This is a genomic window from Brevibacillus sp. FSL L8-0520 (genome assembly GCF_037963895.1).
Lineage (GTDB): Bacteria > Bacillota > Bacilli > Brevibacillales > Brevibacillaceae > Brevibacillus > Brevibacillus borstelensis.
The window spans coordinates 4,144,662-4,168,036 of sequence record NZ_CP150171.1 but is presented as its reverse complement, the minus strand read 5'-3'; the positions used below and the strand labels follow the sequence as shown (position 1 = coordinate 4,168,036).

17 protein-coding genes are annotated in these 23,375 nt (G+C 55.0%); 15 read left to right on the top strand and 2 right to left on the bottom strand.

From position 1 onward, the window contains the following. The 8 genes from NSQ24_RS20540 (at nt 1) to NSQ24_RS20505 (ending at nt 11,367) form a co-directional block, all read left to right on the top strand. A complete protein-coding gene (locus tag NSQ24_RS20540; RefSeq protein WP_003389614.1) occupies nt 1–1,059 on the top strand; it encodes a tripartite tricarboxylate transporter substrate binding protein in 1,059 nt (352 codons plus the stop codon). Between the two features lie 396 nt (nt 1,060–1,455). Further along, nucleotides 1,456–2,544, top strand: coding sequence for a hypothetical protein (locus NSQ24_RS20535; RefSeq protein WP_171506690.1), 1,089 nt, complete (start codon nt 1,456–1,458; stop codon nt 2,542–2,544). Between the two features lie 183 nt (nt 2,545–2,727). Further along, on the top strand, nt 2,728–4,119 hold the full coding sequence (locus NSQ24_RS20530; protein WP_024983435.1) for an efflux RND transporter periplasmic adaptor subunit: 1,392 nt from the start codon (nt 2,728–2,730) through the stop codon (nt 4,117–4,119). Nucleotides 4,120–4,128: 9 nt separating this feature from the next. Beyond that, a complete protein-coding gene (locus NSQ24_RS20525; protein WP_171506691.1) occupies nt 4,129–7,260 on the top strand; it encodes an efflux RND transporter permease subunit in 3,132 nt (1,043 codons plus the stop codon). Between the two features lie 80 nt (nt 7,261–7,340). Beyond that, the gene (locus NSQ24_RS20520; RefSeq protein ID WP_339166485.1) at nt 7,341–8,027 is read left to right on the top strand and encodes a response regulator transcription factor; all 687 of its coding nucleotides are present in this window, start codon (nt 7,341–7,343) and stop codon (nt 8,025–8,027) included. Further along, on the top strand, nt 8,020–9,282 hold the full coding sequence (locus NSQ24_RS20515; RefSeq protein ID WP_003389608.1) for an ATP-binding protein: 1,263 nt from the start codon (nt 8,020–8,022) through the stop codon (nt 9,280–9,282). The genes NSQ24_RS20520 and NSQ24_RS20515 overlap by 8 nt, the downstream gene beginning before the upstream one ends. Before the next feature lie 230 nt (nt 9,283–9,512). After that, nucleotides 9,513–9,938, top strand: coding sequence for a MarR family transcriptional regulator (locus tag NSQ24_RS20510; RefSeq protein ID WP_031931922.1), 426 nt, complete (start codon nt 9,513–9,515; stop codon nt 9,936–9,938). Nucleotides 9,939–10,077: 139 nt separating this feature from the next. Beyond that, the gene (locus NSQ24_RS20505; protein WP_024983432.1) at nt 10,078–11,367 is read left to right on the top strand and encodes an MFS transporter; all 1,290 of its coding nucleotides are present in this window, start codon (nt 10,078–10,080) and stop codon (nt 11,365–11,367) included. A 195-nt stretch (nt 11,368–11,562) separates the two neighbouring features. Here NSQ24_RS20505 and aspA read toward each other — a convergent pair whose 3' ends face one another. After that, nucleotides 11,563–12,990 (bottom strand): aspartate ammonia-lyase, encoded by a 1,428-nt coding sequence (gene aspA / locus NSQ24_RS20500; RefSeq protein ID WP_003389605.1) that lies wholly within the window; start codon nt 12,988–12,990, stop codon nt 11,563–11,565. A 186-nt stretch (nt 12,991–13,176) separates the two neighbouring features. Between aspA and NSQ24_RS20495 the strand changes: the two genes are divergently transcribed. The 5 genes from NSQ24_RS20495 to NSQ24_RS20475 all read left to right on the top strand — a co-directional run bounded on the left by NSQ24_RS20495 (nt 13,177) and on the right by NSQ24_RS20475 (nt 18,995). Next, nucleotides 13,177–14,688 (top strand): sigma 54-interacting transcriptional regulator, encoded by a 1,512-nt coding sequence (locus tag NSQ24_RS20495; RefSeq protein WP_024983431.1) that lies wholly within the window; start codon nt 13,177–13,179, stop codon nt 14,686–14,688. A gap of 247 nt (nt 14,689–14,935) precedes the next feature. After that, nucleotides 14,936–16,045 (top strand): alanine dehydrogenase, encoded by a 1,110-nt coding sequence (locus tag NSQ24_RS20490; protein ID WP_339166482.1) that lies wholly within the window; start codon nt 14,936–14,938, stop codon nt 16,043–16,045. 39 nt (nt 16,046–16,084) lie between these two features. Next, nucleotides 16,085–17,500: a Na+/H+ antiporter NhaC family protein gene (locus NSQ24_RS20485; protein ID WP_003389601.1), complete on the top strand. Its 1,416-nt coding sequence runs from the start codon at nt 16,085–16,087 to the stop codon at nt 17,498–17,500. A 295-nt stretch (nt 17,501–17,795) separates the two neighbouring features. Beyond that, nucleotides 17,796–18,233: a MarR family transcriptional regulator gene (locus tag NSQ24_RS20480; RefSeq protein WP_003389600.1), complete on the top strand. Its 438-nt coding sequence runs from the start codon at nt 17,796–17,798 to the stop codon at nt 18,231–18,233. A gap of 6 nt (nt 18,234–18,239) precedes the next feature. Then, entirely contained in the window at nt 18,240–18,995 is a 756-nt protein-coding gene (locus NSQ24_RS20475) for a glucose 1-dehydrogenase (RefSeq protein WP_003389599.1), read from the top strand. Between the two features lie 142 nt (nt 18,996–19,137). Here the strand turns inward: NSQ24_RS20475 and NSQ24_RS20470 are convergent, their stop codons facing one another. Continuing rightward, on the bottom strand, nt 19,138–20,148 hold the full coding sequence (locus NSQ24_RS20470; protein ID WP_024983427.1) for an LCP family protein: 1,011 nt from the start codon (nt 20,146–20,148) through the stop codon (nt 19,138–19,140). Between the two features lie 257 nt (nt 20,149–20,405). Between NSQ24_RS20470 and NSQ24_RS20465 the strand changes: the two genes are divergently transcribed. After that, entirely contained in the window at nt 20,406–21,980 is a 1,575-nt protein-coding gene (locus NSQ24_RS20465; RefSeq protein ID WP_003389597.1) for a long-chain fatty acid--CoA ligase, read from the top strand. Between the two features lie 299 nt (nt 21,981–22,279). Next, on the top strand, nt 22,280–23,359 hold the full coding sequence (locus NSQ24_RS20460) for a CapA family protein (protein ID WP_339166480.1): 1,080 nt from the start codon (nt 22,280–22,282) through the stop codon (nt 23,357–23,359). Nucleotides 23,360–23,375 lie beyond the last annotated feature (16 nt).

Sequence of the window (23,375 nt, the reverse complement as noted above, 5' to 3'; positions counted from 1 at the left end):
TTGAAAGCAGCCCATGTTTGGTTTCGCATCGCTTTTTCTCTCTTGATCGCAGTTGCCACGACGGCTTGCGGTGCCGGGCAGGCCCAGCCGCCTGCATCCCCGGCGGTTCCACAGCAGCCGGCCACAGATCAATCGGCTGGACAGTCGGAGCCCGCCTACCCGACGAGACAGATTGAATACATCGTCCCTTATTCGGCAGGAGGCGGGGTAGACCTGGTAGCCCGGGCTGCCGCCGACTATGTAAGCAAAGAGTGGGGCCAGCCCATCGTCGTGGTCAACAAGCCGGGAGGCGGCGGTACAGTAGGCGCGGAATACGCGCTGAAGCAGGCAAAGCCCGACGGATATACCGTATTGGCCGTCAATGTATCCAACACGACGATGCTGACTGCGGGGATGAAGGACTCCCTGATCACCAGTAACGACCAGATCTACACCGCCCGCATCGGGAAAGGAACGATGGCCTTTGCTGTGAAGGAAGACGCTCCGTGGAACGATTTTCACGCTTTCTCCCAATGGGCGAAGGAGAACCCCGATCAGTTGACCTGGACATCGGTAGGTCCAGCAGGCTTTTCAGCATTTGGCGTAGCTCAATGGTTTGACATGATTGACGCGGACTTTGCCAAGACGCGGATGATCGTGACAAAAGGGGCGTCCGACTCCGTTCCGAAGGTAGCGGGAGGCCACGCGGTAGTGGCTATCCATACGATCGGGGAAATCAACCCCATGCTTCAGGCGAAAAAAGTGAAGATATTGGCCGTCGGCGGGACAGAAAGAAGTCCGTTTCTCCCCGATGTACCGACTGCAAAGGAGCAGGGCATTGACGGACTGACCGTTTTCTGGTGGACGGGTGTGTCGTTCCCGAAAGGCACACCGGAAGCGGTCATCAAGAAGTGGGAGGCTGTCGTTGCCAAAATGACCAGTGACCCCGACTTTGTGAAAAAGCTGCACGAACTTCAAGTGGAGCCTGCTTACGCGGATTCGGCACAGTTTACGGCTGATGTTGAGAAGGAGACCCAGTATTATACCGATCTGGCTACGAAGAGCAATATACGGAAATGAATCTACGCTGCTGGTGGGGGACTTCCCTCCACCGCAGCCTCTTTTTTGGGGTGGTCGGACAGGCTTTGGTGGGGGAGATGAAAAACGAGAAAACAGCAGCAGGTTCGGTGGGACACTGCGGGGGGACTGGACTGTCCGTCTCCATTCCAAAAGCAAAACCGCGTCCAAAAGCAGCCTGCTCGGGGGAGCGTTTCAGTGTCTCCAGATCGTCAGAGAAGCCTGTTTCCATTCAAAGCGACTGGCACAGTGTCCTTATGCATTCCACCTGTTCTCCGCAAACCTCCACAGTTTTTCCCCCACTTTTCCACAGTTCTCAAAAACAAATCAAAATTTCCCCGACTAGACTAAAGCTGTGCCTAGGTACAAGACGAAAAATCGAGAAAGGTGGATGATAATATGTTTAGCAAAGCAAAAGTGGGAATCGCGCTGGGGGCGCTGGCTGCGGTGCTGAGTGCAGGAACGATCAACGGTGTATACGCTGCAACCAACGATCAGGCAACGTCTGTGCAAGCTGCAAACAAAGCCGACCAACATAAAATTGTGATCAAAGGCTTCAAGGGAGGCGAAGGAAAAGGCTTCTTCCTCAAAGGAAAAGGGCTGGATCAAAACGAAGACCTGCTGAAGCTCTTGAACCTCTCCGCAGACGAGTTGAAGGAGGCACTGAAGGCAGACAAGTCTCTCGCGGACGTGGCCAAAGAACAAGGCGTGTCTGTAGAGGATGTCGTCAAACTGATCGCAGAGCAGGAGGAAGCGCAGCTAACAGAGGCTGTGAAGGCCGGAAAGCTGACCCAGGAGCAAGCGGATAAAATGAAGGAAAACGCCGCTGGGCGCATCCAAAAAATGGTTGAAAGCACGCGCCAGGACAGAGGCTTCGGCCCACACGGCGGTTTCGTTTTCTTCAAGAGCGAAGAACTGCTGAAGCTGCTCGATCTCACCGCCGAAGAGCTGGATACAAAGCTGAAGGCTGGCAAATCTCTCGCAGACGTCGCCAAAACACAGGGCGTATCCGTCGAAGATGTCGTGAGCCTGATCGCCAAGCACCAGGAGGAGCAGTTGGCAGCGGCCGTGAAAGCAGGCAAGCTGACCCAGGAGCAAGCCGATAAAATGAGCGAAAACGCGTCTGAGCGCATTCAAAAAATGGTCGAAAGCACCCATCAGGATAAAGGCTTCGGCCCGCGCGGCTTCGGATTTTTCAAAAGCGAAGAGCTGCTGAAGCTGCTCAATCTCACCGCTGAAGAGCTGGAGACAGAGCTGAAGGCCGGCAAATCGCTGGCAGAAGTCGCCGAAGCACAAGGAGTGGATACGGATGAAGTGGTCGCCCTTTTGGCAAAACAGCGCGCAGACCAGCTTTCCGAGGCAGTCAAGGCGGGCAAAATCACACAGGAGCAGGCAGACAAGCTTCAGGCTAACCTGACAGAGTCCATCCAAAAACAGCTTGAGCACAAACGGGGAGAAAAGCCGGAGAAGGTCGTCGTAGAAAACTAAGCGCCTCCGCTTCCACACAACGAGAGCAGTTTCGGGCAGGTGAATCGATCACCTGCCTTTTTCAAATCTTTTTCAAAAAAAGACGTGCTTTAATTGGACCCAAAGACCTAATTGGAAGAGACAGGGATTTTTCATGCGGGTTGATTTGTCACAGTTTGGTAGAGAAAGAAGGAGGAAGCCAGTTTGAGGTCCAGCAAAATAAAAACGACCGCCGCCATCCTCGCGATTTTTGGCCTGTTGGCCGGATGCTCGCCGCAGCAGGGCGGCATGGGACAACGGGCAGGAGCCGCACAGAGGGCCATCCCGGTGGAAGTGAAAAAAGCAGACAAGGAGCTGTTTGGGCAAAAGCTGTCTCTCAGCGGCAGGTTGGAGGCGAAAAGCCAGGTGGCGCTGACATCAAAAGCGAGCGGCCGGATTACCCAGGTTCATGTAAACGTAGGCGACCAGGTCAAGGCGGGGCAGCCCATCGTGACGCTGGATGGCGAAGAAGCGAAAATCCAGTTGCAGCGGTCCCAGGCGTCTCTTCTCTCTGCGCAAGCGAGATACGAGGAAGCCAAGGAGGGGACTCCTGAAGAAACGGTAGCCCAGACGCAAAATCAGCTTGCCGATTCGCAAAACAAGTACGACGCGGCCAAAAAGGAGCTGGAGCGCACAGAAGCTTTGTACAAGCAGGGAGCCATCTCGGCGGCAGAATACGAAAAAGCGAAGGCAGCGCTCGACAGTGCCGCGATCAGTCTGGAAAACCAGAAGCAGAAGCTGAAGCTGGATCAAAAGGGACCGACCGCCGCTTCGCTCGCATCGGCGCAAGCGTCATTGAAGCAGGCCCAGGCCGATCTGGCACTGGCTCAGCTCAACGCGTCCAACCTGGTCGTAAAAGCGCCGATTGACGGCGTGATCGGTTCCCTTCCTGTTTCTGTCGGCGCGAATGTCGGCAGCAATACAGAGATCGCGCAAATCATCAATATGACGACGATGAAGGTGAAAACGCAGGCTACGGAAAGCCAGGTCGGTCTGTTCCAGAACGGCCAGGAGGTCGAGATCAACGTTCCTGCCGTTCAGCTCACGACGAAAGGAAAGGTGGCTTCTGTCAGTCCGCTGGCAGACTCGACCAAGTCGTACCCGATCGAAATCGAGATCGCCAATCCGAGTCTGAAGCTCAAGGCAGGCATGATCGCTTCCATCGAGATGACAGGCAAGCCGCATGATGCGTTGATCGTTCCCCGCGAAGCGATTATCTCCCGGGAAAATGAGGACTATGTCTACATCGTCCAAGAGCAGAAAGCAAAGCTCGTCCCGGTCAAGCGCGGAGAATCGGACGGGGAGCGGGTCGAAATCCTCGAAGGACTTTCCGGCGGTGAAGAGGTCGTGGTCAAGGGGCAGAACACGCTTGCAGACGGATCGTCTGTTGTCGTCATTGATCCAAACCAGTCCGCCGCTTCGCAGGATGCAGGCAAGCAGGAAAATAGCGGAAAGCGCCAGCGGGGCCCGCAGAATCAACAAAACCCGGAAAACCCGCAAAACGCACCGACAAACGGATCGGAAAATCAAGAGCGTCCGGCAAGACCAAAAGGATAGGTGAACCCCATGCATATCTCTGATCATTCGATTCGTCGTCCGGTGACCGTGATGATGGGCATTCTCATGGTCGTAATTTTGGGAATCCTCTCCTTGACGCGAATCCCGATCGATCTTTATCCGCCGATTGAAATACCGACTGTGGCCGTATCGACGAGCTACTCGGGGGTCGGCCCGAAAGAGATGGAAAATCTGGTGACCAAGCCGATCGAGCAGGCTGTGGCGACGGTTGCAGGCATCAAGTCGGTCACGTCCATCTCCCGCGAAGGCACGTCACAGGTCATCGTCGAGTTTGGCTACGGAACGGATATTGACGGGACCGTCGCCGAGATTCAGCAGAAGGTGGAACGGGCCAGAAGGTCGCTGCCGGATGATGCCGATTCCCCGACAGTGATGCGCTTTGACCCAAACAGCTCACCGGTATTGACTCTGGCTCTCTCCTCCGAGATGAGCGCTGACCAGCTGCGCTCTTTTGTGGATGAGCAAATCGTGCCCTATCTGGAACGGGTAGACGGCGTCGCGTCTGTGACCGTGTCCGGCGGACTGGAGCGGGAAATCACGGTCCGGGTCGATCCCGGCAAGCTGGAGCAATACGGTATTACGCTGGCCGACATCAGCCAGCAGCTCCGCAACCAGAATATCGATTCGCCGGGCGGCACCATCACAGAGGGCGGGACTACTTATACGGTTCGCTCTGTCGGCAAGCTCGCCTCTATCGATGACATCAAGAAGGTATCCATACCGCTGCGCGGCGAAGGCCAGGTATTTCTGGAGGATGTCGCACTCATCACGGATGGCTATAAAGCCGTAACGATCGAGAGCAAAATGGACGGGCAGCCGACGGTTACCCTTTCCATCATGAAGCAGTCCGGCACCAATACAGTTGCCGTCGTCGATCAAATCAACCAGGAGCTGGAGAAGCTGCAAGGCACTCTGTCCGCCAATCTGAAGGTGTTCAGCATTTCCGATCAATCTGCCTTTATTCGCGCATCGATCAATACGCTTGTCCACGATACGCTGATCGGGGGCATTTTGGCCATCTTTATCATCTGGTTTTTCCTGAAGAGCATAAGCAACACGCTGATCATCGGCACAGCGATTCCGATCTCCGTCATCGCCACGTTTGCCCTGATGTTTTTTACCGATATGTCGATCAACACGATGAGTCTGGGCGGGCTTACCCTTGGCATCGGGATGATCGTGGACGATGCCATCGTCGTGCTGGAAAACATTCACCGCCACCGGGAAAAAGGACTGTCCATCAAGGAAGCGGCTGTCTCGGGCACGAAGGAAGTGGCGATGCCCGTGATCGCGGCTACATTGACCACGGTTGCCGTGTTTTTCCCGATCGTCTTTGTCGAAGGCGTGACGGCACAGTTGTTTAAGGATATGGGCGTAACCGTTTCGTTTGCCCTGCTGGCTTCACTGGTGGTGTCGCTGACCGTCACACCGATGCTCGCGGCCAAATGGACGGCTTCACATGCGAAAAAGCTAAGTCACGAGGAAGCAGACGCGAAAAGCAGGCTGGTCCAATTTTACAAGCGAGTCCTGGCCTGGTCTCTCGGCCACCGGAAGAGCGTCATCGCGATAGGCCTCGCCTCGCTGGTCGCTGGCGCGGGGCTCGTACCTTTTATCGGCATGGAAGTGATGCCCACATCGGATCAGGGACAGGTCAACATCTCCATCTCCTTGCCGAACGGGACGGAGTTGGAAAAAACGAGAGAAGTCCTGACGAAAGCAAATGAGATCGTGTCACATGTCCCCGAAGCGAAGACGATCTTCTCCACGCTGGGCAGCGCCAACGCAACCCGCGGCGGCAACGCGAACAGCTCGGCGGCTTCCTTTTTGCTGATCCTGTCCGATTCGTCAGAGCGCAGCCGGACGACAGCAGAGGTCGTAGACGATCTGCGGAACAAACTGAACCGCTTCCCGGGAGCGCGCGTACGGATCAGCGAGACTGGCGGCATGATGCTTCCCGGTATGGGCGGACAAGGCTTTTCCGGCGGATCTTCGCCGATTTCCTACGCGCTGCGGGGAAATGATGAGGCGACCTTGAAGGATCTCGCCGAAAGGTTGACTGCCGCTATCAGCGAGGTGGACGGCATCCGCGAGGCGGACAATACGCTGGAGGAGTCCCGGCCGGAGATCCAGATCAAGCTTGACCGCATCAAGGCGGCTGGTCTCGGCATTACCCAGTCGTCTCTGACCAGCACGATCCAGACCGCCTTGCGCGATCAGGTGGCGACCCGGATGGAGGCGGGGGGAAGCGAGATCGACATCACCTTGAAGCTCGACAAGGAAGGGCAGGCCAGCATGCAGGATATCGAAAACCTGCTGATCACCACTCCGAAGGGAGAGGTTGTCCAGGTGAAGGATGTGGCGACCGTCGCCATTGCCGGGGGACCGCAAGCCATCCAGCGCTACAATCAGGCCCGGGTGGTCAATGTGACGGGGATGCTTGCTCCGGGAAGAGATTTGGGCAGCGTCGCCGAGGAAGTCAATCGAGTCGTAGCAAACTTCCCTGTGCCGCCCGGCTACGTCATCGAGCAGCAAGGGCAAAACCAGCAGTTGGATGAAACGACCCAGGGAATGATTCTCGCCTTTGGCCTCGCCGTGGTGCTTGTGTACATCATCCTGGCGGCACAGTTCGAGTCGCTCGTCTATCCGCTGTCGATCATGCTGTCCGTGCCGCTGTCTTTCTTCGGCGCGAGCTTCAGCTTGTGGATGACCGGACGGACACTGAGCATTCCCGCCTTTATCGGGATCATCCTTTTGACCGGGATCGTCGTCCGAAATGCGATCGTTCTGATCGACTTTATCAACATTCTCCGCAGGCAGGGGATGGAGCGGAGCGAGGCGATCCTGACCGCTTCGCCGATCCGGCTGCGGCCGATTTTGATGACGACGCTGTGTACGGTGCTGGGCCTCTTCCCGCTCGCCCTCGGGATCGGCGAAGGAGGAGAAAGCCAATCGCCGATGGCCACTGTCGTGATCGGCGGGTTGCTATTCTCGACAATGCTGACCTTGATCGTCATTCCCGTCGTCTACACGATTCTTGACGACTTCTCCGGCAGGCTGAAAAAGCTCTCCAACATCTTCCGGCCTTCGCGGAAGCTGAAAACGGCGAGCATCGAAAAATAGAATAGTATAATGAATAGATAACATGGACAGGGGTGGCATTCTTCGGGTGCCACCTTTCTGAAGCATCAGGAGGTGTGACGATGCGGATTTTGGCAGTAGAAGATGAACTCGCATTGCTGGAAGCGGTTTGCGGCGTTTTGCAAGAGGAGGGCTATCAGGTGGACAAGGCCGAGCGGGGCGATGAAGGGCTGCTGCTCGCCGAGCGCGGCATCTACGACTTGCTCATCCTGGACATCATGATGCCCGGTCTGGATGGCGTCTCACTCGTGAAAAAGCTGCGGGCAAAAGGACAGCTTACGCCGGTTCTGCTCCTTACCGCCAAAGACAGCGTAGAGTCGCGGGTCGAAGGTCTGGACGCCGGGGCTGATGATTACCTCGTCAAGCCTTTTGCCGTGGAGGAATTGCTGGCCCGCACGAGAGCGCTGCTGAGAAGAAACGGCAAGTATTCGGCCGACGGAGAAGTATCCTACGGGCCGATTTCGCTGAAGACAAATGAACACGACGGCTTCGTGGGCGAGCATCCGTTGAAGCTGACCGGAAAGGAATACGATCTGCTGCAGTATTTTCTTCACAACCGGGAGCAAATATTGACGCGAGATCAAATCTTCGACCGAATCTGGGGGATCGATTCGGAGGCGAACTACGGGATCGTCGACTTGTACGTGCATTATTTGCGCAAAAAACTGGCTGAGTACGGATGCGACAACTACATCCGGACGATTCGCAATGTCGGCTACATTTTGAAGGGACAAAAGGAGAATGTTTAAAAAGACGAGGATTCGCCTGGTTATTTTGAATACGATCGTGTTTGTGCTGCTCTTGAACGCGCTCGGAAGCGCGCTCTACTTCTCCATTCAGTACCGCTTGTTTTCACAGGTGGACAGAGAGCTGGTCCGGTCGGGCAAATGGTTCGTGCAGGTGCCGCCTCCGTTTCTGAAGCCGGAGCGCAAGCGGCTGCCCGATGTCGACAGGCGCATCGTCTTTTTGCTGTGGGACGACCGGGGCGGGCTGATCAGCAAGGATTACGGCGAATCGCTTGAAAATGGCGACTTGAACCTGTTCCACCCCGTAGATCGGAGCAAGGAAATCGAAAATGTGACGGTCGGCGGGCAGGTGTACCGAGTCTATACGATGACCACGGACAAGCGCGTCATCGACCGCGGATTCATCCGAAATGTCAGCCACATTCAGCTGATTTACAATCTGGAGCCGGAGATGAAGATGCTCGATACGCTCCTCTATGTGCTCGGAATCGGCGGTCTTGCCAGTATTTTGATCGCGCTGTTTGCGGGGCTGTTTTTGGCCAAGCGGGCGCTTGTTCCGATCCAGCTTTCCTGGGAAAAGCAGCAGCAGTTTATCGCGGACGCTTCCCATGAGCTGCGAACGCCGCTCTCCGTGATTCTGGTCAATCTGGAGAGGCTGTTTCGCTCTCCGGAGCGGACGATTGAGGAGGAGAGCGAGCACATTATGGTCAGCATTCAGGAGACCAGGCGGCTGAACAAGCTGGTCGGCGATCTACTGACCCTGGCCCGCTCCGACTCCAATGAGCTGCAAATCCTCAAGCAAAAGGTGGCCATGGATGAGCTGGTCCAAAAAAGCGTCCACACGTTCCGGCAGCTGGCTGTTGTCCGAGGCATCGAAATCGAGACGGACATCCAGCAGCCGCTGGAGCTGAACGGGGACCAGGAGCGGATTCAGCAGCTGCTCGTCATTTTGCTCGACAATGCGCTCAAATACTCGAATGAGCAAGGAAAAATTGCGGTGAGCTGCAAGCGGGAGGGGCAGGGCATTACCCTCGTTGTAAAAGACAACGGGATCGGGATCGCCAAGGAAGACATTCCGTACGTGTTCGACCGCTTTTTCCGCGCGGACAAGATGCGCTCCCGCCAAACAGACGGGACGGGGCTGGGACTGTCCATCGCCAAGTGGATCGTCGACGCCCACGGAGGGAGAATCCGCGTCGAGAGCGAGGAAGGGGCAGGGGCCACCTTTACCGTCTGGCTGCCGGCCAAACACGGATGAGGAAAAATGGCTCTATGCCATTTTGCAAAGCCGAGCCCGGCGGCAAATAAGGTTATCGACTGGATATGAGAGCATAGACAAGCCGAGTCTCTGCCATGTCAGCTTGTTCCCATGAGGAGCAAGCTTTTTATTTGCACATAAATAATTTGCATACAAACTTTTTGTGTACAAATCGTGTGAGCCTATGTTATTCTTTTCAAAAAGTTTTGGGAATGAACGGGAGGGTCATCATGGAGCGAATCGAGGACTGCTTTGGTTTTTTGTTGGGAAAGGCGTACCAGAAGGTTTTCCAGCTGGAAAAAGCGCGATTGAGCGAGTACGGAGTCACTCCGGTGCAATTTGTCTTGCTCCACGTTCTCTGGGAAAAGGATGGGCAAAAAGGGGTGGAATTGGGCAGCCGGCTCCGTCTGGATGGAGCGACGATTACAGGCCTCTTGGATCGGCTGGAGCAGATGGGCTTGATCGAGCGCAGGCCGTCTCCGACCGACCGCCGGACGAATTTGATTTACCTGACTCCGCGGGGGAGAGAATTGGAAAAGCCGCTCAACGAGATCAGCGACGAGGTAAACCGGGAGGCCATGTCCATTTTTCGGGAAGAAGAGCTTGCGATGTTGAAAAGCATGCTGACCAGGCTCGGATTGGAGAAAGAAGCGTAATCCATCGTCCGGATGCCCGGATGGCCTTTACGGCGAATGGACTGACTTTCGGTCTGCCGTAGGGACGGATAGATGGGCAACTCCGAGGATCGGACGCCTGAACGGCAAAGAAGCATCTTTTACAAGTGGGGAGAAGCAGATGGAGAAAAAGATTCACTATGCTTGGATTGTATTGTTTGTCACGTTTTTGGCTTTGCTGGCCGTCCAGGGCGTTCGCCTTTCCTTCGGCGCCTTTATCGAGCCGTGGGAGACCGAATTCTCGATGGACAGAGGCACGATCTCACTCATTTCTACGCTGAGCTTCATCGTATACGGCATATCCCAGCCGGTGGTGGGCAAGCTGGTCGACCGCTTCGGCGCTCGGATGATTTTGTCAGTCAGTGCACTGCTGGTCGGGATAAGCATCGCCCTGACGTATTTTGTGACCTCGCCGTGGCAGCTTTTTCTTCTGTACGGCGTGATCGCTTCGCTCGGAGTGGGCGGGGCGTCGAACGTGGCAGCCACCGTTGTGGTGACAAACTGGTTTCAGGAAAGGCGGGGCCTCGCTTTCGGGTTGATGGAAGCCGGCTTCAGCGTCGGGCAAATGATCGTTGTGCCAGCCTCGCTGTTTTTGATTCACTGGTATGACTGGCAGATGGCCGTCGCAGTATTGGGCGCGTTTCTGATTTTGATCGTCTTTCCCGTCCTGCTGCTTTTGCTGCGCAATCATCCTTCCGAAAAAGGTATCCAGCCGATCGGAGGCGACAGAGCTGCGGAAGGCACTGAAAACGGGACAGACGAGAGCCCAGGCGGCCAATTGGCGGAAAACGTGTTTCGCACGAGAAGATTCTGGTTTCTGATCCTGCCGTTTTTTATCTGCGGTTTTACGACGACCGGTTTGATGGATACCCACCTCATCCCGTTCGCCCAGTTGTGCGGCTTTTCCGCGGTCGTAACCGGGTCGGCGGTCAGCCTGCTCGCGGCCTTCAATACGCTGGGAACGCTGCTGTCGGGAGTGGTCGCAGACCGCTGGAGCAATAAAAAATTTCTGGCCCTCCTGTATGCGGCAAGGGCTGCAACTATCGTACTGCTGCTCGTGTTCGTCAGCGATCCCGAGCTGCTGCTGGTATTTGCCGCACATCCGTCTCTGTTGTTTTTGTTCTCCATTTCCTTCGGCCTTGTCGACTTTGCGACGGTCGCTCCCACGCAAATGCTGGCGACGCAGTACTTCAACAAGCAGTCGCTCGGCTTCATTGTCGGCTGGCTGTTTCTCAGCCACCAGCTAGGCTCCGCGCTTGGCGCTTACTTGCCTGGATTATTGTTTAGTCAGACTGAAAATTACAATATGTCATTCTACATTGCGGTGGTTTTGCTGGTCGGAGCTTCCGTGTTGAATCTTCTCCTTCCTGAACCCGCCCGAGTCAAAAGGAATGTCGCCTCGGAGAGCTAGAGGCTTGGAAGCCGGACATGCTCTACAGCCACAAAGAGTTGCAGAGCCCCTTTCTCAAAAAGGCGGCCTGCTCCGACAGTCTGCAAAAACAACACAAAAAGCCGGCTCCCCCCTCGATGCGGGGCGGAGCCGGTCTTCCTATTTGAAAGCATATGGTTTACGAACGAGCTTTTCCGTTTTTGTACGGCGATCTCTTTAGTCTTTAAACAACAGCGAAGCGCCGGCGATTCCCGGATGGGTCATCTCGTACGGATCGAGAATCAGATCGAGCTCTTCCTCGGTCAGAACATTGTGCTCAAGGCACAGCTCCCGCACCGATTTGCCCGTCAAAATCGCCTCGCGGGCGATGCGTGCCGCCACTTCGTATCCGAGGTGAGGGTTGACGGCGGTAATGACGCCCACGCTCTTCTCGACGTAAGCCTTCATCACTTCTTCGTTGGCACGGATGCCGTCCAGGCAGTATTCCTTGAATGCGCGGAAGGCGTTGTTCATGATGCTGATCGATTGCAGCAGGTTAAAGACAAGCACCGGCTCCATGACGTTCAGCTCCAGTTGTCCCGCTTCGGAAGCGAGGCAGATGGTGTGGTCGTTTCCGATTACCTGGAACGCCACCTGATTGACCACCTCGGCCATGACCGGATTGACTTTCCCTGGCATGATGGAGGAGCCTGGCTGACGGGCAGGCAGGGAGATTTCCCCGAGTCCGGCGCGCGGTCCGGAAGCCATCAGGCGCAGGTCGTTGGCGATTTTGGACATGTTGATCATGCACACCTTGAGGGCCGCGGACACTTCTGTGTAAGCATCCGTGTTTTGCGTGGCGTCGACCAGATCGGATGCGCCTTTGATCGGCAGGCCTGTGATCGAAGCCAGATGCTTGATGACACTCTCGATATAGCGCGGCTCCGCATTCAAGCCGGTTCCCACGGCAGTCGCGCCCATGTTTACTTCGTACAGATGCTGGCGGGAGCCGGAGATTCGCAGGATGTCCCGGGACAGCACTTTGCGGTACGCTTCAAATTCTTGGCCCAGACGGATCGGAACCGCGTCCTGCAGATGGGTTCTGCCCATTTTGATAACGCTGTCAAATTCTTTCGCTTTTTGCGAGAACGACTCCTGCAGGCTATCCATCGTCGCGAGTAGCTGGTCCAGCATCATCAGTACGGAAATGTGGATCGCAGTCGGGAAAGCGTCATTCGTAGACTGGGACATGTTCACGTGCGTATTCGGGCTGACCTGGAAGTAGTCGCCTTTTTCAAAGCCGAGAAGCTCCAGCGCACGGTTGGCGATGACTTCGTTGGCGTTCATATTGATCGAGGTTCCGGCGCCGCCCTGAATCGGATCGACGATAAACTGGTCGTGCAGATTGCCATCGATAATCTCTTGTGCCGCCTGAACGATCGCTTCTCCGATGCGGCGGTTGAGCTGGCCCGTTTCCATATTGGCAAGTGCTGCCGCTTTTTTTACCATCGCCATCGCCTTGATCAGCGATTCGTGGATTCGATATCCGGTGATCGGGAAGTTTTCCAGGGCACGAAGCGTTTGTACACCGTAGTAGGCGTGTTTCGGCACTTCTTTTTCGCCGAGGAAGTCTTTTTCTACCCGTTTGGTTACTGCTGTATCCATGTGTATACAACTCCTACAGGATATTTTTGATGTTAAACAACGTTGTTTACTTTCATCAAAATCGTAACATAGTTTCAAAGAAAGAAGTAGCTTTAAATCAATTGAACGAACGAATCGAAATGATTGTAGAACCCGATCAGTGTTGATAAGATGGGATAAATCTTTGTGAACAAGGAGGCGGACCGCATGCATCGGGTTGAGCTGCTGCAGGAGATCACGTATATTGACGGAATTACGATCATCGATACGTCGGGAACGATCCTCTTTTCGGTGAAATTCAACCCCCGCTTCGCATCCGGGAGCGAGAAGACGGATGAAATCGTCGGGGAAAATCTGTTTACTTCCTTTCCTATGCTGAATGAACAAACAAGTACACTCTACCATGCGCTGAAAACGGGGCGTCCGACTTTTCGCAAGCGTCAGGAAATCATTGATTTTACCGGCAAAAAAATCGAAACGACCAATGTTACGCTGCCGATCAAGACAAACGGGCGGGTGATCGGGGCGATTGAGCTGTCCAAGGATATCAGCAAGCGGGGGGAGCCGGTAGACGAGCTGATCGAACTGGACGCCAGCCTGTTCATACCAAGCAAAGCGGAGCAAGCGAATATCCAGCCGGAAGGAGCCAGATACACGCTGGACGATATCGTGACGGGCAACGAGCAAATGCTGGAGCTGAAGAGGCAAGCAAAGAAAATGGCTCGCGGCCGCTCGCCGCTTTGCCTGTTCGGTGAGACGGGCACGGGGAAGGAGCTGTTCGCCCAGGCGCTGCATCATGCAAGCGGCCGCTCGCACAAGCCTTTTATCGCCCAGAACTGTGCGGCCATTCCCGAAAGCCTGATGGAGAGCATCCTGTTCGGGACGAAGAAAGGCAGCTTTACCGGGGCGGAGGACAATCCGGGGCTGTTCGAGCTGGCCGATGGCGGCACGATTTTTCTCGACGAATTCAACTCGATGCCCCATTCCCTGCAGGCAAAATTGCTGCGTGTGCTGGAGGATGGCCTCATCCGAAGACTGGGGGACAAGCATGTCCGCAAAGTAGACGTGCGGGTGATCGCTGCCACCAACAAGCATCCCCGTCAGTGCGTCAAGGATGGACAGCTCCGCCCAGACCTGTACTACCGGCTGTGCGTGATGGCCTTGCACCTGCCGCCGCTGCGCGAGCGGCCCGAGGATATCGAGCTGCTCCTGCCCTATTTTATCAACAAGTACAACCATCTGATGGGCAAAAGCGTCCGCCACATCGCCAAAGGCGTGTACGAGTATTTGCAGATGCACGATTGGCCGGGGAATATCCGGGAGTTTGAATACGTCGTCGAATTTGCCCTGCAGCTCAAGGAAGACGGTGACGAAACGCTTCAACGCAGCGATTTGGAGCCGATCATGAACCACCTGAGGGACGAGCAGGCACCCGAACAGACAGCCGCTTCGGAAGGAAAAGCGTGGGGAGCAACAATTGGAGAGGATTACGGGGAAGTGACGGGAGCAGGCGAGGGCCAGGAAAAACAGGAGGCACAGGAAGCACAGGAAGAACAAGATGAGCTTGTGCCTCTCAAGGAAGCGGTCGCTTCTCTGGAAACGCGGCTGATCCGGCGAGCGCTGGCGAAAACAGGGGGAAATGTCTCGAAAGCGGCACTTTTGCTGAACATTCCCCGGCAGTCGCTGCAAAACAAAATCCGCGACTATGAAATCAAATAGCAGTAAAAACGGGGCTCCAATCGATTTTCTGCCAATTTTGCTTCTGCCCAAAAACGTACAAAGAAGTGCCCGAAAATTAACACGCTGTGCGAATGAAACTGGAATTTTCCTTTCGATAGATGGTGTATCCTCCCGAAAAAGGAGAGATGCCCGTCTTTTTTTTGAGAATATTCCACAAAATGGCTGGCATGGTCCTTGCTTTGAGAAGACGGCATCATTGCATTTGCAAACAAGGAGGATGCCTTCCATGATTATCGGAACGTTTAAAGAATTGAAGCCGGGGGAGTCGCGCGTCGTGCTTACCCCGACGGAAGTGGCCGAATTGACCGGCGGCGGCCACACCGTCCTGATCGGCAAAGGGACAGGCGAAAATGCCGGGTTTCCCGATCAGTCCTATGCCGAAGCGGGCGCCGAGCTGAGAGACGGCATGGAGGAAATCTACGCCGAAGCGGAGCTGATCGTAAAGGTAAAAGAGATTTTGCCGGAGGAATACCACCTGCTGCGGGAAGGACAAATCCTGTTTACTTGCCTTCATCCCGCTGCCAACCGGGAAGAGGTGGATGTGCTGCTGGACAAAAAGGTCATCGCCTTTACCGCCGAGGATACGCATCAGTACGGCTCTCCCAATGGAGAAGTGGCCGGAAAGCTGGGAGCGCTCTGGGGCGCCCATTATTTGCTTAGCGTGAATGGCGGGATGGGCAAGCTTGTCGGCGGCATCGGAGGCGTACCCGGCATCCAGGCGCTCGTCATCGGTGCGGGAATTGTCGGACGCAGCGCAGCCCATGTCCTCTCCTCGCTTGGAGCTCGGGTAACAATGATGGACGTGAATATCGGCGTCCTTCGGGAAGCGCAGTATTTGCTGCCAAAAGGGGTAGACACGATGTTTTCCAACCGGAGCAACATCCGCCAGGTGCTGCCTCACGTCGATTTGGTGATGAACTGCGTCAAATGGCCAAAGCACCGCAAGGACCATCTGATCACACGCGATATGCTGCAGCTCATGCGCAAAAAGGCGGTTATCGTCGACATTAGCGCAGACGTCGGCGGAGCAGTGGAGACATACAGACCGACGACGTACGAGGAGCCTGTCTATGAAGTCGACGGCATTATCCACTTCGGCGTCGACAACATTCCGGGCGCTGCCCCTCATACGACTTCGATTGCTTATGCGGCATCCGTATTTCCGCACATCAAGTCGATTGCCGACCACGGAGCGGACGAGGCAGCTCGTCGCAATCCGTATCTGCGCCGGGGATTGACGTCGTACAAAGGGATATTGACTCATGAGGAAACCGCTTTGATCCAGCAGCGCGAGCGTACGACAGCAGAAGAACTGCTCGGCTTGCCGGCGAAATAGCATTTACAAACAAAAGGAAAAAAGGGGGAAGTGCTGTCTATGGAGGCGACAGAAGCAGTTCATCTCGGCATCATTTCGCTGGTTCCCGCGACGGTCTCTGTCATTCTCGCGTTTTGGACCAGAAATACCGTGTTTTCGCTTGCAGTAGCCTGTTTTCTCGGCATCCTGCTGTCGGGACAAGGCCTGATGGGATTTCCCGCCTTGCTGAAAACCGCGCTCGGTACGACCAGCTTTTCCGGACTGTTGCTCCTGGAGCTGTTTATCGGCGTGATGATCGCATTTTTCCAGCGGACCGGAGCGATCCAGAATGTAACACTGATGCTGGAGCGCAGGCGGTTCACACGTGTGAAAACACAGCTTGTCGCCTGGTTTTTGGGCATGTTCGTGTTCTTCAGCGACTATTTCAGCCCGCTGTTTGTCGGCTCGACGATGCGCAATCTGGCTGACAAGGCGAGAATCTCCCGGGAAAAGCTGGCCTATATCGCCGACTCCACCTCGGCGCCGGTCAGCGTGCTGGTGCCGATTACGGGCTGGGCGGCCTACTTTACCGGCCTGCTGATCGGCGTCGGCACCATCGCCAATGAAGCAGACGCCATGTCCCTGTTCTTAAAGACCATCCCGTTCAACTTTTACGCCATCCTGTCGGTTCTCTTCGTCGGTTTGCTTGCGCTCCGCGTCATTCCGGAATTTGGCCCGATGAAAAAGGCGGAGAAACGGGCATTGGAGGAAGGGAAGGTGCTTCGCGACGGCGCAGACCCGCTGATGGGCTCGGAGCTGACCGACACGCCTCCTTACGAGGGAATCAAGACAAATGTGTTCCTGAATTTCATTCTGCCGGTGATCATCGTCATCTCTATCGCCGTCGGCACCTTTATGACCATGAAGTCGGCCAAAACGATGGAAGCCTTTTTGGCGGCAGCGGTCATACTCGGCATTATCATGCGTATTCAAGGGGTGCCGTTTGCCGACATCATGAAGACGGCGACAGCGGGGATGAAAGGCGTCATGCCGGCCATTCTCGTTCTGGCTTTTGCCTTTTCGCTCAACCAGCTCAGCAAAGACATGGGGACAGCCCACTACATCATTTCCGTCACGGAAGGCTGGCTCACTCCTCATTTGCTGCCGTTCCTGATTTTTATTACCTGCGCCGTCATTTCCTTTGCCACCGGGACCTCGTGGGGCACCTTCGCCATCGTCATGCCGCTGGCCGCTCCGCTCGCTTTCACCTTTTCCGGCGGAGAGGTTTCCATTCTGGTCGTCGCCACGATTGCAGCAGTCGCCGGGGGAGGCGTCTTCGGGGACCACTGCTCGCCGCTGTCCGACACATCGGTCCTCGCCTCCACAGGAGCGGCTTCTGACCACATCGACCACGTCAAGACGCAGCTTCCGTACGCGCTGACAGTCGCGGTCATCTCGGCTTTGCTGTATCTGGTGATCGGGTTTGTGTTTGTGTAGAGCGGGTGATTGCCGTTTGTGGGTAAGATCAAACAGTTAAATGCGCACCAAAAAAACCGGAGGGTATTCCTCCGGCTTTTCTTTTGGCAGGAAGAAAGCTGTGCATTGATAATCCAACACCCTCTCACAAATGTTCTCCTCATTTATATAGTCGAACGGAGCCAAGCTCCGGTTCATGAATTTTTTGCAAGGCACGTTGACATGAGCTGATCAAATGATTTAGACTAAAACTGAAAAAGTTAAAAGTATTAACTATTAAACGTTTTAATAAACTAGGGAGATGGTATAGCCTGCCATGGATGTAAAACAGTCACTATCCAAACAGTTTTCCATCATGATGCACAAGTTTATCGTGGCCTATGGCAAGGCCCTCGACCCGGATATTTCCGGTTCTCAGGTGTATATGCTGGAGATCTTGCAGGACGAGGGAACAAAAAAGAGCTCGGATGTGGCGGCACAACTGGAGATCAGTCTTCCAGCCGTTACGAATCTGGCCAACAAGCTGGTCAAAAAAGGGTATATCAAACGATCTGTCTCCGCAGAGGATCGCCGGGTAACGCTCCTCGAGATCACACCGACCGGGTCGGACGTTTTGAAGCGGATTCTGGACAAGTACCATCATTTGACGGAAACGCTTTGGAGCGGCTTTGCTCCCGAGGAATTGACGCAGCTTCTGCAGCACTACGAAAAAATGGTTGCCAACCTCAAGCATTACCAACCTGACAAGGAGTGAAATGACATGACAACACAACAACAAGTAGCTGTAATCACTGGTGCAGGGAGCGGCATGGGCCGCGCGACTTCGATCAAGCTGGCCGAGCTCGGCTATCGCCTGGTACTGGTCGATTTCAACGAGCAGTTCGGTGAAGAAACGCTCGCGCTCGTAAAGGAAAAAGGCGCAGAAGCGATCTTCGTAAAAGCAAACGTGGCCGAAAGCGCCGATGTGCAAAACTATGTCAATCAAGCGGTCGAGACGTTCGGCCGGATCGATGTCTTTTTCAACAACGCGGGAATCATCCAAAAACCGTACCTGTTCGCAGATATTCCGGATTCCGAGTTTGACCGCATTTTCGCCGTAAACACCAAAGGCGTGTTCCTCGGCATGAAATACGTCATCAAAGTAATGGAAAAGCAAGGCTCCGGCGTGATCATCAACACGGCATCCACGGCAGGCGTGAAGCCCGAGCACAGCCTGGGCGTTTACTCCGCTTCCAAGCACGCAGTCGTCAGCCTGACCAAGTCCGCTGCGATGGAATACGCGAAAACCGGCGTCCGCATCAATGCCATCTGCCCTGGCGGCGTAGCGACCAACCTGGTAGCCGGTTTTGAGCAAACGATCAAAGAAACCGGAAATGTTCCGGAAATCCAATTCCCGCGCATCGGCTACATGGCTGATCCGAATCAAATCGCGAGTGTGGTCGCTTTCATGGCTTCCCCGGGCGCGTCCTACATGACAGGCTCTATCGTCGTTGTTGACGGTGGTCTCACGCTGTAAGCGGCTGTTTCCGCGATCGAACACCATTTGTCAAAACCTGTTTATGCCAACTAGCCGAGAAGGCTGTCCTCCAAGCAGATGCTCTTGCTTGAGGGACAGCCTTCTTTTTTGGATGCATGGTCTTGCGGGGGGTGTACATGTATTACGAAGCTTGCGGCAGCGTACTGCTTTTTGCGAGTCCCAAATGCTCCTGCAGCGTTTTGCGGATCTCGGCCAAGTCCTGCTCGTCCAGCTTGTAGTAATAAATGTTGTTCTTGTACATGCTGCTGCCTTTCAACTGCAGCTTCTCAATATTGACGCTGCTTCCCTTGGCAAAATGATAGAACGCCTCCAGGTCAGACAGCCGCAGGTTCGTCTTCACATTGTCGCCCAGCGCCTCCAGCAGCGCTCCGTACTTGGTGACAGAGCCGAACGACAGCGTTTTGTGGAAGATCGCTTCCAGCACGAGCTGCTGGCGTTTGCCGCGCTCCATGTCGCTGTCTATTTTTCGGGTCCGGACCAGCGCCAGGGCTTCTTCGCCGTTTAACGTCTGCAGCCCTTTTTTCAGCTTGATCGCACGCGGCCTGTCTTTGCTGTCCTGCTCCGTAAACGTGATCGGAACATCTACCTCGACCCCGCCGAGCGCGTCGACGATTTCCATAAACGCCGTGAAATTTACTTTTACGTAGTAATCGACCGGGACGTCGAGCAGACCTTCCACTGTTTCCACCGCAGCGTCCACGCCGCCGAAGGCATGGGCGTGATTGATCTTGTCCTTTTTCTGCTCAACCGGCACGTATACGTAAGAATCGCGCGGAATGCTGAGCAGCTTCACGGAGCGGTCTTTTTTGTTGAAGGTCGCAAGCAGAAGGGCGTCCGTGCGGATGGCTTCCCCGTACTGCTTATGTCTTTGCTCGCTGTCATCGACACCCATGAGCAGGACAGAAAAGCTGTCTGCCAAAGCATCCTTCTTTTCCACACGCTTGGGTGAGATCGTTCCCCGCTGCAGCTCCTGATGGGACTTTTCCTCCAGCATGGCTGCCTTGCGGTACAGATCGACCGCATACCCGGTTGAGACGAACAGCAGGACCAGAATGGGGATTAGCAAAAAAACGATGCGACGCTTGCTCTTTCGTTTTCTTTTTAGATTTTGAGTTTGGTTATTTTTCACAATAAACTCCACCTCGATAGGATGTACACTGAGTGTAGACGATTTTCGACAAGATTTCGTTACAGGGGGGTAACAACTGGCAGAAAGGGGGCATTTTTTGACGAGTTTTTGTTTTCTTCTGAAAACAGGCAGGAAAAATGGCGAACAAGCTGTAAAATTAGGAGAGAGGTAATAGGATAAAGTACCGCGAATATGTTGGCATCGGCAGCACATGTCTGAACGGAAGCTTTCGAATCAAAATGATGAGGGAGTGTAGGACGATGAGCACAAACGAACTTTTGCAAAGTACCTTGCCGCAAATGCTGGAACAAACTTGTAAGCGCTTTCCTTGGCGCTGCGCCGTTTACTTCAAAGGACAGCAATGGGATTACGGGACACTGGGAGTGCTGGTCAAGAAGTTCGCCGCCGGATTGCACAGTCTCGGGATCGGGCAGGGAGACCGAGTGGCGGTCATGCTGCCCAATTGTCCGCATTACGTGGCAGCCTACTACGGCATTCTGCAGCTTGGCGGAATCGTCGTACAGGTCAATCCCATGGCGGTCCCGGCCGAGCTGGAGCATTATTTGACCGACTCGGGTGCCAAAGCCTTGATCACCTTTGCTCCCTTTTTGCCGGTGGTCGAAAAGGTAAAAAGCGCTGAAGGCTTGGCGGCGAGAATCATCGTTGAACTGCCTCCTACGGATTCGGAGCTTCCAGCCGGATGGCTCCGTTTTGAAAACGTCATGGCACTTGCCGAAGATTTGCCGGAGGTGTCCGTGTCTCCGGATGACATCGCGGTTCTCCAGTATACAGGCGGTACCACAGGGCGCTCCAAAGGGGCGATGCTGACTCATCAAAACCTGTATGCCAACGCCTATCAGTCACACATGATCATGGGAGGAGACGTCGACAATCCCGACCGGATCTTGACAGTGATTCCGCTCTTTCACGTTTACGGCATGACCGTTTGCATGAACATGGCCATTTTTGGAGGATCGCAGCAGGTCATGCTGCCCCGCTTTGACCTGGAAGAAGTGCTGCAGACGATCAAGGATACGAAGCCGACGGTATTCCCGGGGGTGCCGACGATGTACGTGGCGGTCAATGCCCATCCGCAGGCGGAAGAGTACGGCATCTCGTCCATTCGCCTCTGCGCAAGCGGCTCCGCACCGCTTCCGGTAGAGGTCATCAAAGGCTTTGAAGCCAAGACGCAGGGCATGATTCTCGAAGGCTTCGGCCTGACGGAAGCCTCCCCGGTCACTCACTTCAACCCGAGGGATAAGCGAAAGGCCGGGTCGATCGGGACGGCTATACCGTTTACAGAGTCCAAAATCGTCAGCCTCCAGGACGGCGAGACGGAGCTGGGGCCGAATGAAGCGGGAGAGCTGGTCGTGCGCGGTCCGCAAGTGATGACCGGCTATTGGGGAATGCCGGAAGAGACGGCGGCAACGCTCAAAGACGGCTGGCTGTACACAGGGGATATCGCCTACAAGGATGAAGAGGGATATTACTATATCATCGATCGGAAAAAGGATTTGATTATCGCCGGGGGCTTCAATATTTATCCGCGTGAGGTAGAGGAGGTCCTCTATCAGCATGCGGCGGTGCAAGAGGCTGTCGTCATCGGCGTGCCCGATGCGTATCGGGGAGAGACGATAAAAGCGTTCGTGGTTCCGAAAAAGGGAGTTGTCCTGACCGAAGAGGAAATCACGGATTTTTGCCGGGAGAACATGGCCGCCTACAAAGTGCCGAGAATCATCGAGTTCCGCGACGCCCTGCCGAAAACGGCCGTCGGCAAGATTTTGCGGCGGACGCTGCGGGAGGAAGCAAAAGGAGCAGGCGCGACGCAAGAATAAGGCTCAGGCGCGACGCAAGAATAAGGCTCAGGCGCGACGCAAGAATAAGGCTCAGGCACGACGCAAGAATGAATAAGGGGCAGACAGGACGCAAAAACGGACGGATAATCAGATTGGACGCAGGTGCTGCAACAGCCTTTTTTGTCCGCCCCAAGCTGTTCCAATACGAAACAGCGCTCCTTAAAAACAGAAAACAGAGGGCCGCCTGGGCATCCGGGCGGCTTTCGCTTTTCGTCATGTTTCACGCTCTTGCCCTCATAGAATGAGGCAAACGAGCAAAGAGGTGAAACAAGATCGACATGTGGAAAGCGGTTGTCTCCATCCTGACTGCCTGGTCGCTTGCCAATCTCAGCCTCTTTCCTGCGTTTGCGGGGGCGGAAACGAGCGGGGCAGTGCAGCAATCGGCCCAGGCGCAGCAAGACCCGCCTGCTCCGCAGACAGATGAGCCGATCACGGTCACGGTGGTGGGCGACATTTTGCTGGACAAGAACGTCGGAGCGCAAATCGAACGCTATGGGGTGGACTATCCTTTTGCCAAAACGGCCGAGCTGCTCAAGCAGGCTGATCTGACAGTGGGGAATCTGGAGACAGCCGTCAGCAAACGGGGATCGCCCGAGCACAAGGAATATACCTTCCGGGCCAAGCCGGAAACGTTGGCGGGCCTTGCGAATGCCGGCTTCGACGTCGTCAATTTGGCCAACAACCACACGATGGACTACGGAATGGACGCCTTTTTGGATACGATGCAGCATTTGCGCGAGAACGATATCGCTTACGTGGGCGGAGGAAAGGCGGAGGAGGAGGCGTTTGCCCCTTACATCCAGACGATCAAAGGAAAGAAGGTAGCAATCATCGGGCTGAGCCGTGTACTGCCCAATCAGAAGTGGTTTGCGGGGAAGAACAAGGCGGGGCTGGCTCACGCCTATTCGCGGGAGCCGATGCTCGGCTATGTTCGCAAGGCTGTGGCAGAGTCCGACATCACCATTGCGATCATGCATTGGAATTTGGAGTACAAGGACTACCCTGAGCCGTACGCCCGCCAGATGGCCCGTTTGCTGATCGACAATGGAGTGGATGCGATTGTGGGGTCCCATAGCCATTCCCTCATGGGGGTCGAATGGTACAAAGAGGCCCCGATCTTTTACAGCGTGGGCAATTTCGTCTTTACGACGCCGCGAAATCCAAAGGGCTCCGAGTCGCTGATCGTCACTTTGACGTTTGCCCAGAACAAGACAGACGGCAAGATCATCCCGGCTAAAATTGTAAATGGCCAGCCCGTTCCCCAGGCAGGAGACAATGCGAAAAAGCTCAGGGAGAAGGTTGCGAAGCTCTCGTATGGGGCAGGGGTTGACGAGGCGGGAAATATAACGAGGAAATAAAAGGCAACGAGTTTCG

Coding starts and splice junctions, on each gene's coding strand:
- NSQ24_RS20485 (WP_003389601.1), top strand. CDS start 16,085: ATGGAGGCGACAGAAGCAGTTCATCTCGGCATCATTTCGCTGGTTCCC.
- aspA (WP_003389605.1), bottom strand. CDS start 12,990: ATGGATACAGCAGTAACCAAACGGGTAGAAAAAGACTTCCTCGGCGAA.
- NSQ24_RS20495 (WP_024983431.1), top strand. CDS start 13,177: ATGCATCGGGTTGAGCTGCTGCAGGAGATCACGTATATTGACGGAATT.
- NSQ24_RS20535 (WP_171506690.1), top strand. CDS start 1,456: ATGTTTAGCAAAGCAAAAGTGGGAATCGCGCTGGGGGCGCTGGCTGCG.
- NSQ24_RS20460 (WP_339166480.1), top strand. CDS start 22,280: ATGTGGAAAGCGGTTGTCTCCATCCTGACTGCCTGGTCGCTTGCCAAT.
- NSQ24_RS20480 (WP_003389600.1), top strand. CDS start 17,796: ATGGATGTAAAACAGTCACTATCCAAACAGTTTTCCATCATGATGCAC.
- NSQ24_RS20465 (WP_003389597.1), top strand. CDS start 20,406: ATGAGCACAAACGAACTTTTGCAAAGTACCTTGCCGCAAATGCTGGAA.
- NSQ24_RS20505 (WP_024983432.1), top strand. CDS start 10,078: ATGGAGAAAAAGATTCACTATGCTTGGATTGTATTGTTTGTCACGTTT.
- NSQ24_RS20475 (WP_003389599.1), top strand. CDS start 18,240: ATGACAACACAACAACAAGTAGCTGTAATCACTGGTGCAGGGAGCGGC.
- NSQ24_RS20515 (WP_003389608.1), top strand. CDS start 8,020: ATGTTTAAAAAGACGAGGATTCGCCTGGTTATTTTGAATACGATCGTG.
- NSQ24_RS20490 (WP_339166482.1), top strand. CDS start 14,936: ATGATTATCGGAACGTTTAAAGAATTGAAGCCGGGGGAGTCGCGCGTC.
- NSQ24_RS20510 (WP_031931922.1), top strand. CDS start 9,513: ATGGAGCGAATCGAGGACTGCTTTGGTTTTTTGTTGGGAAAGGCGTAC.
- NSQ24_RS20520 (WP_339166485.1), top strand. CDS start 7,341: ATGCGGATTTTGGCAGTAGAAGATGAACTCGCATTGCTGGAAGCGGTT.
- NSQ24_RS20525 (WP_171506691.1), top strand. CDS start 4,129: ATGCATATCTCTGATCATTCGATTCGTCGTCCGGTGACCGTGATGATG.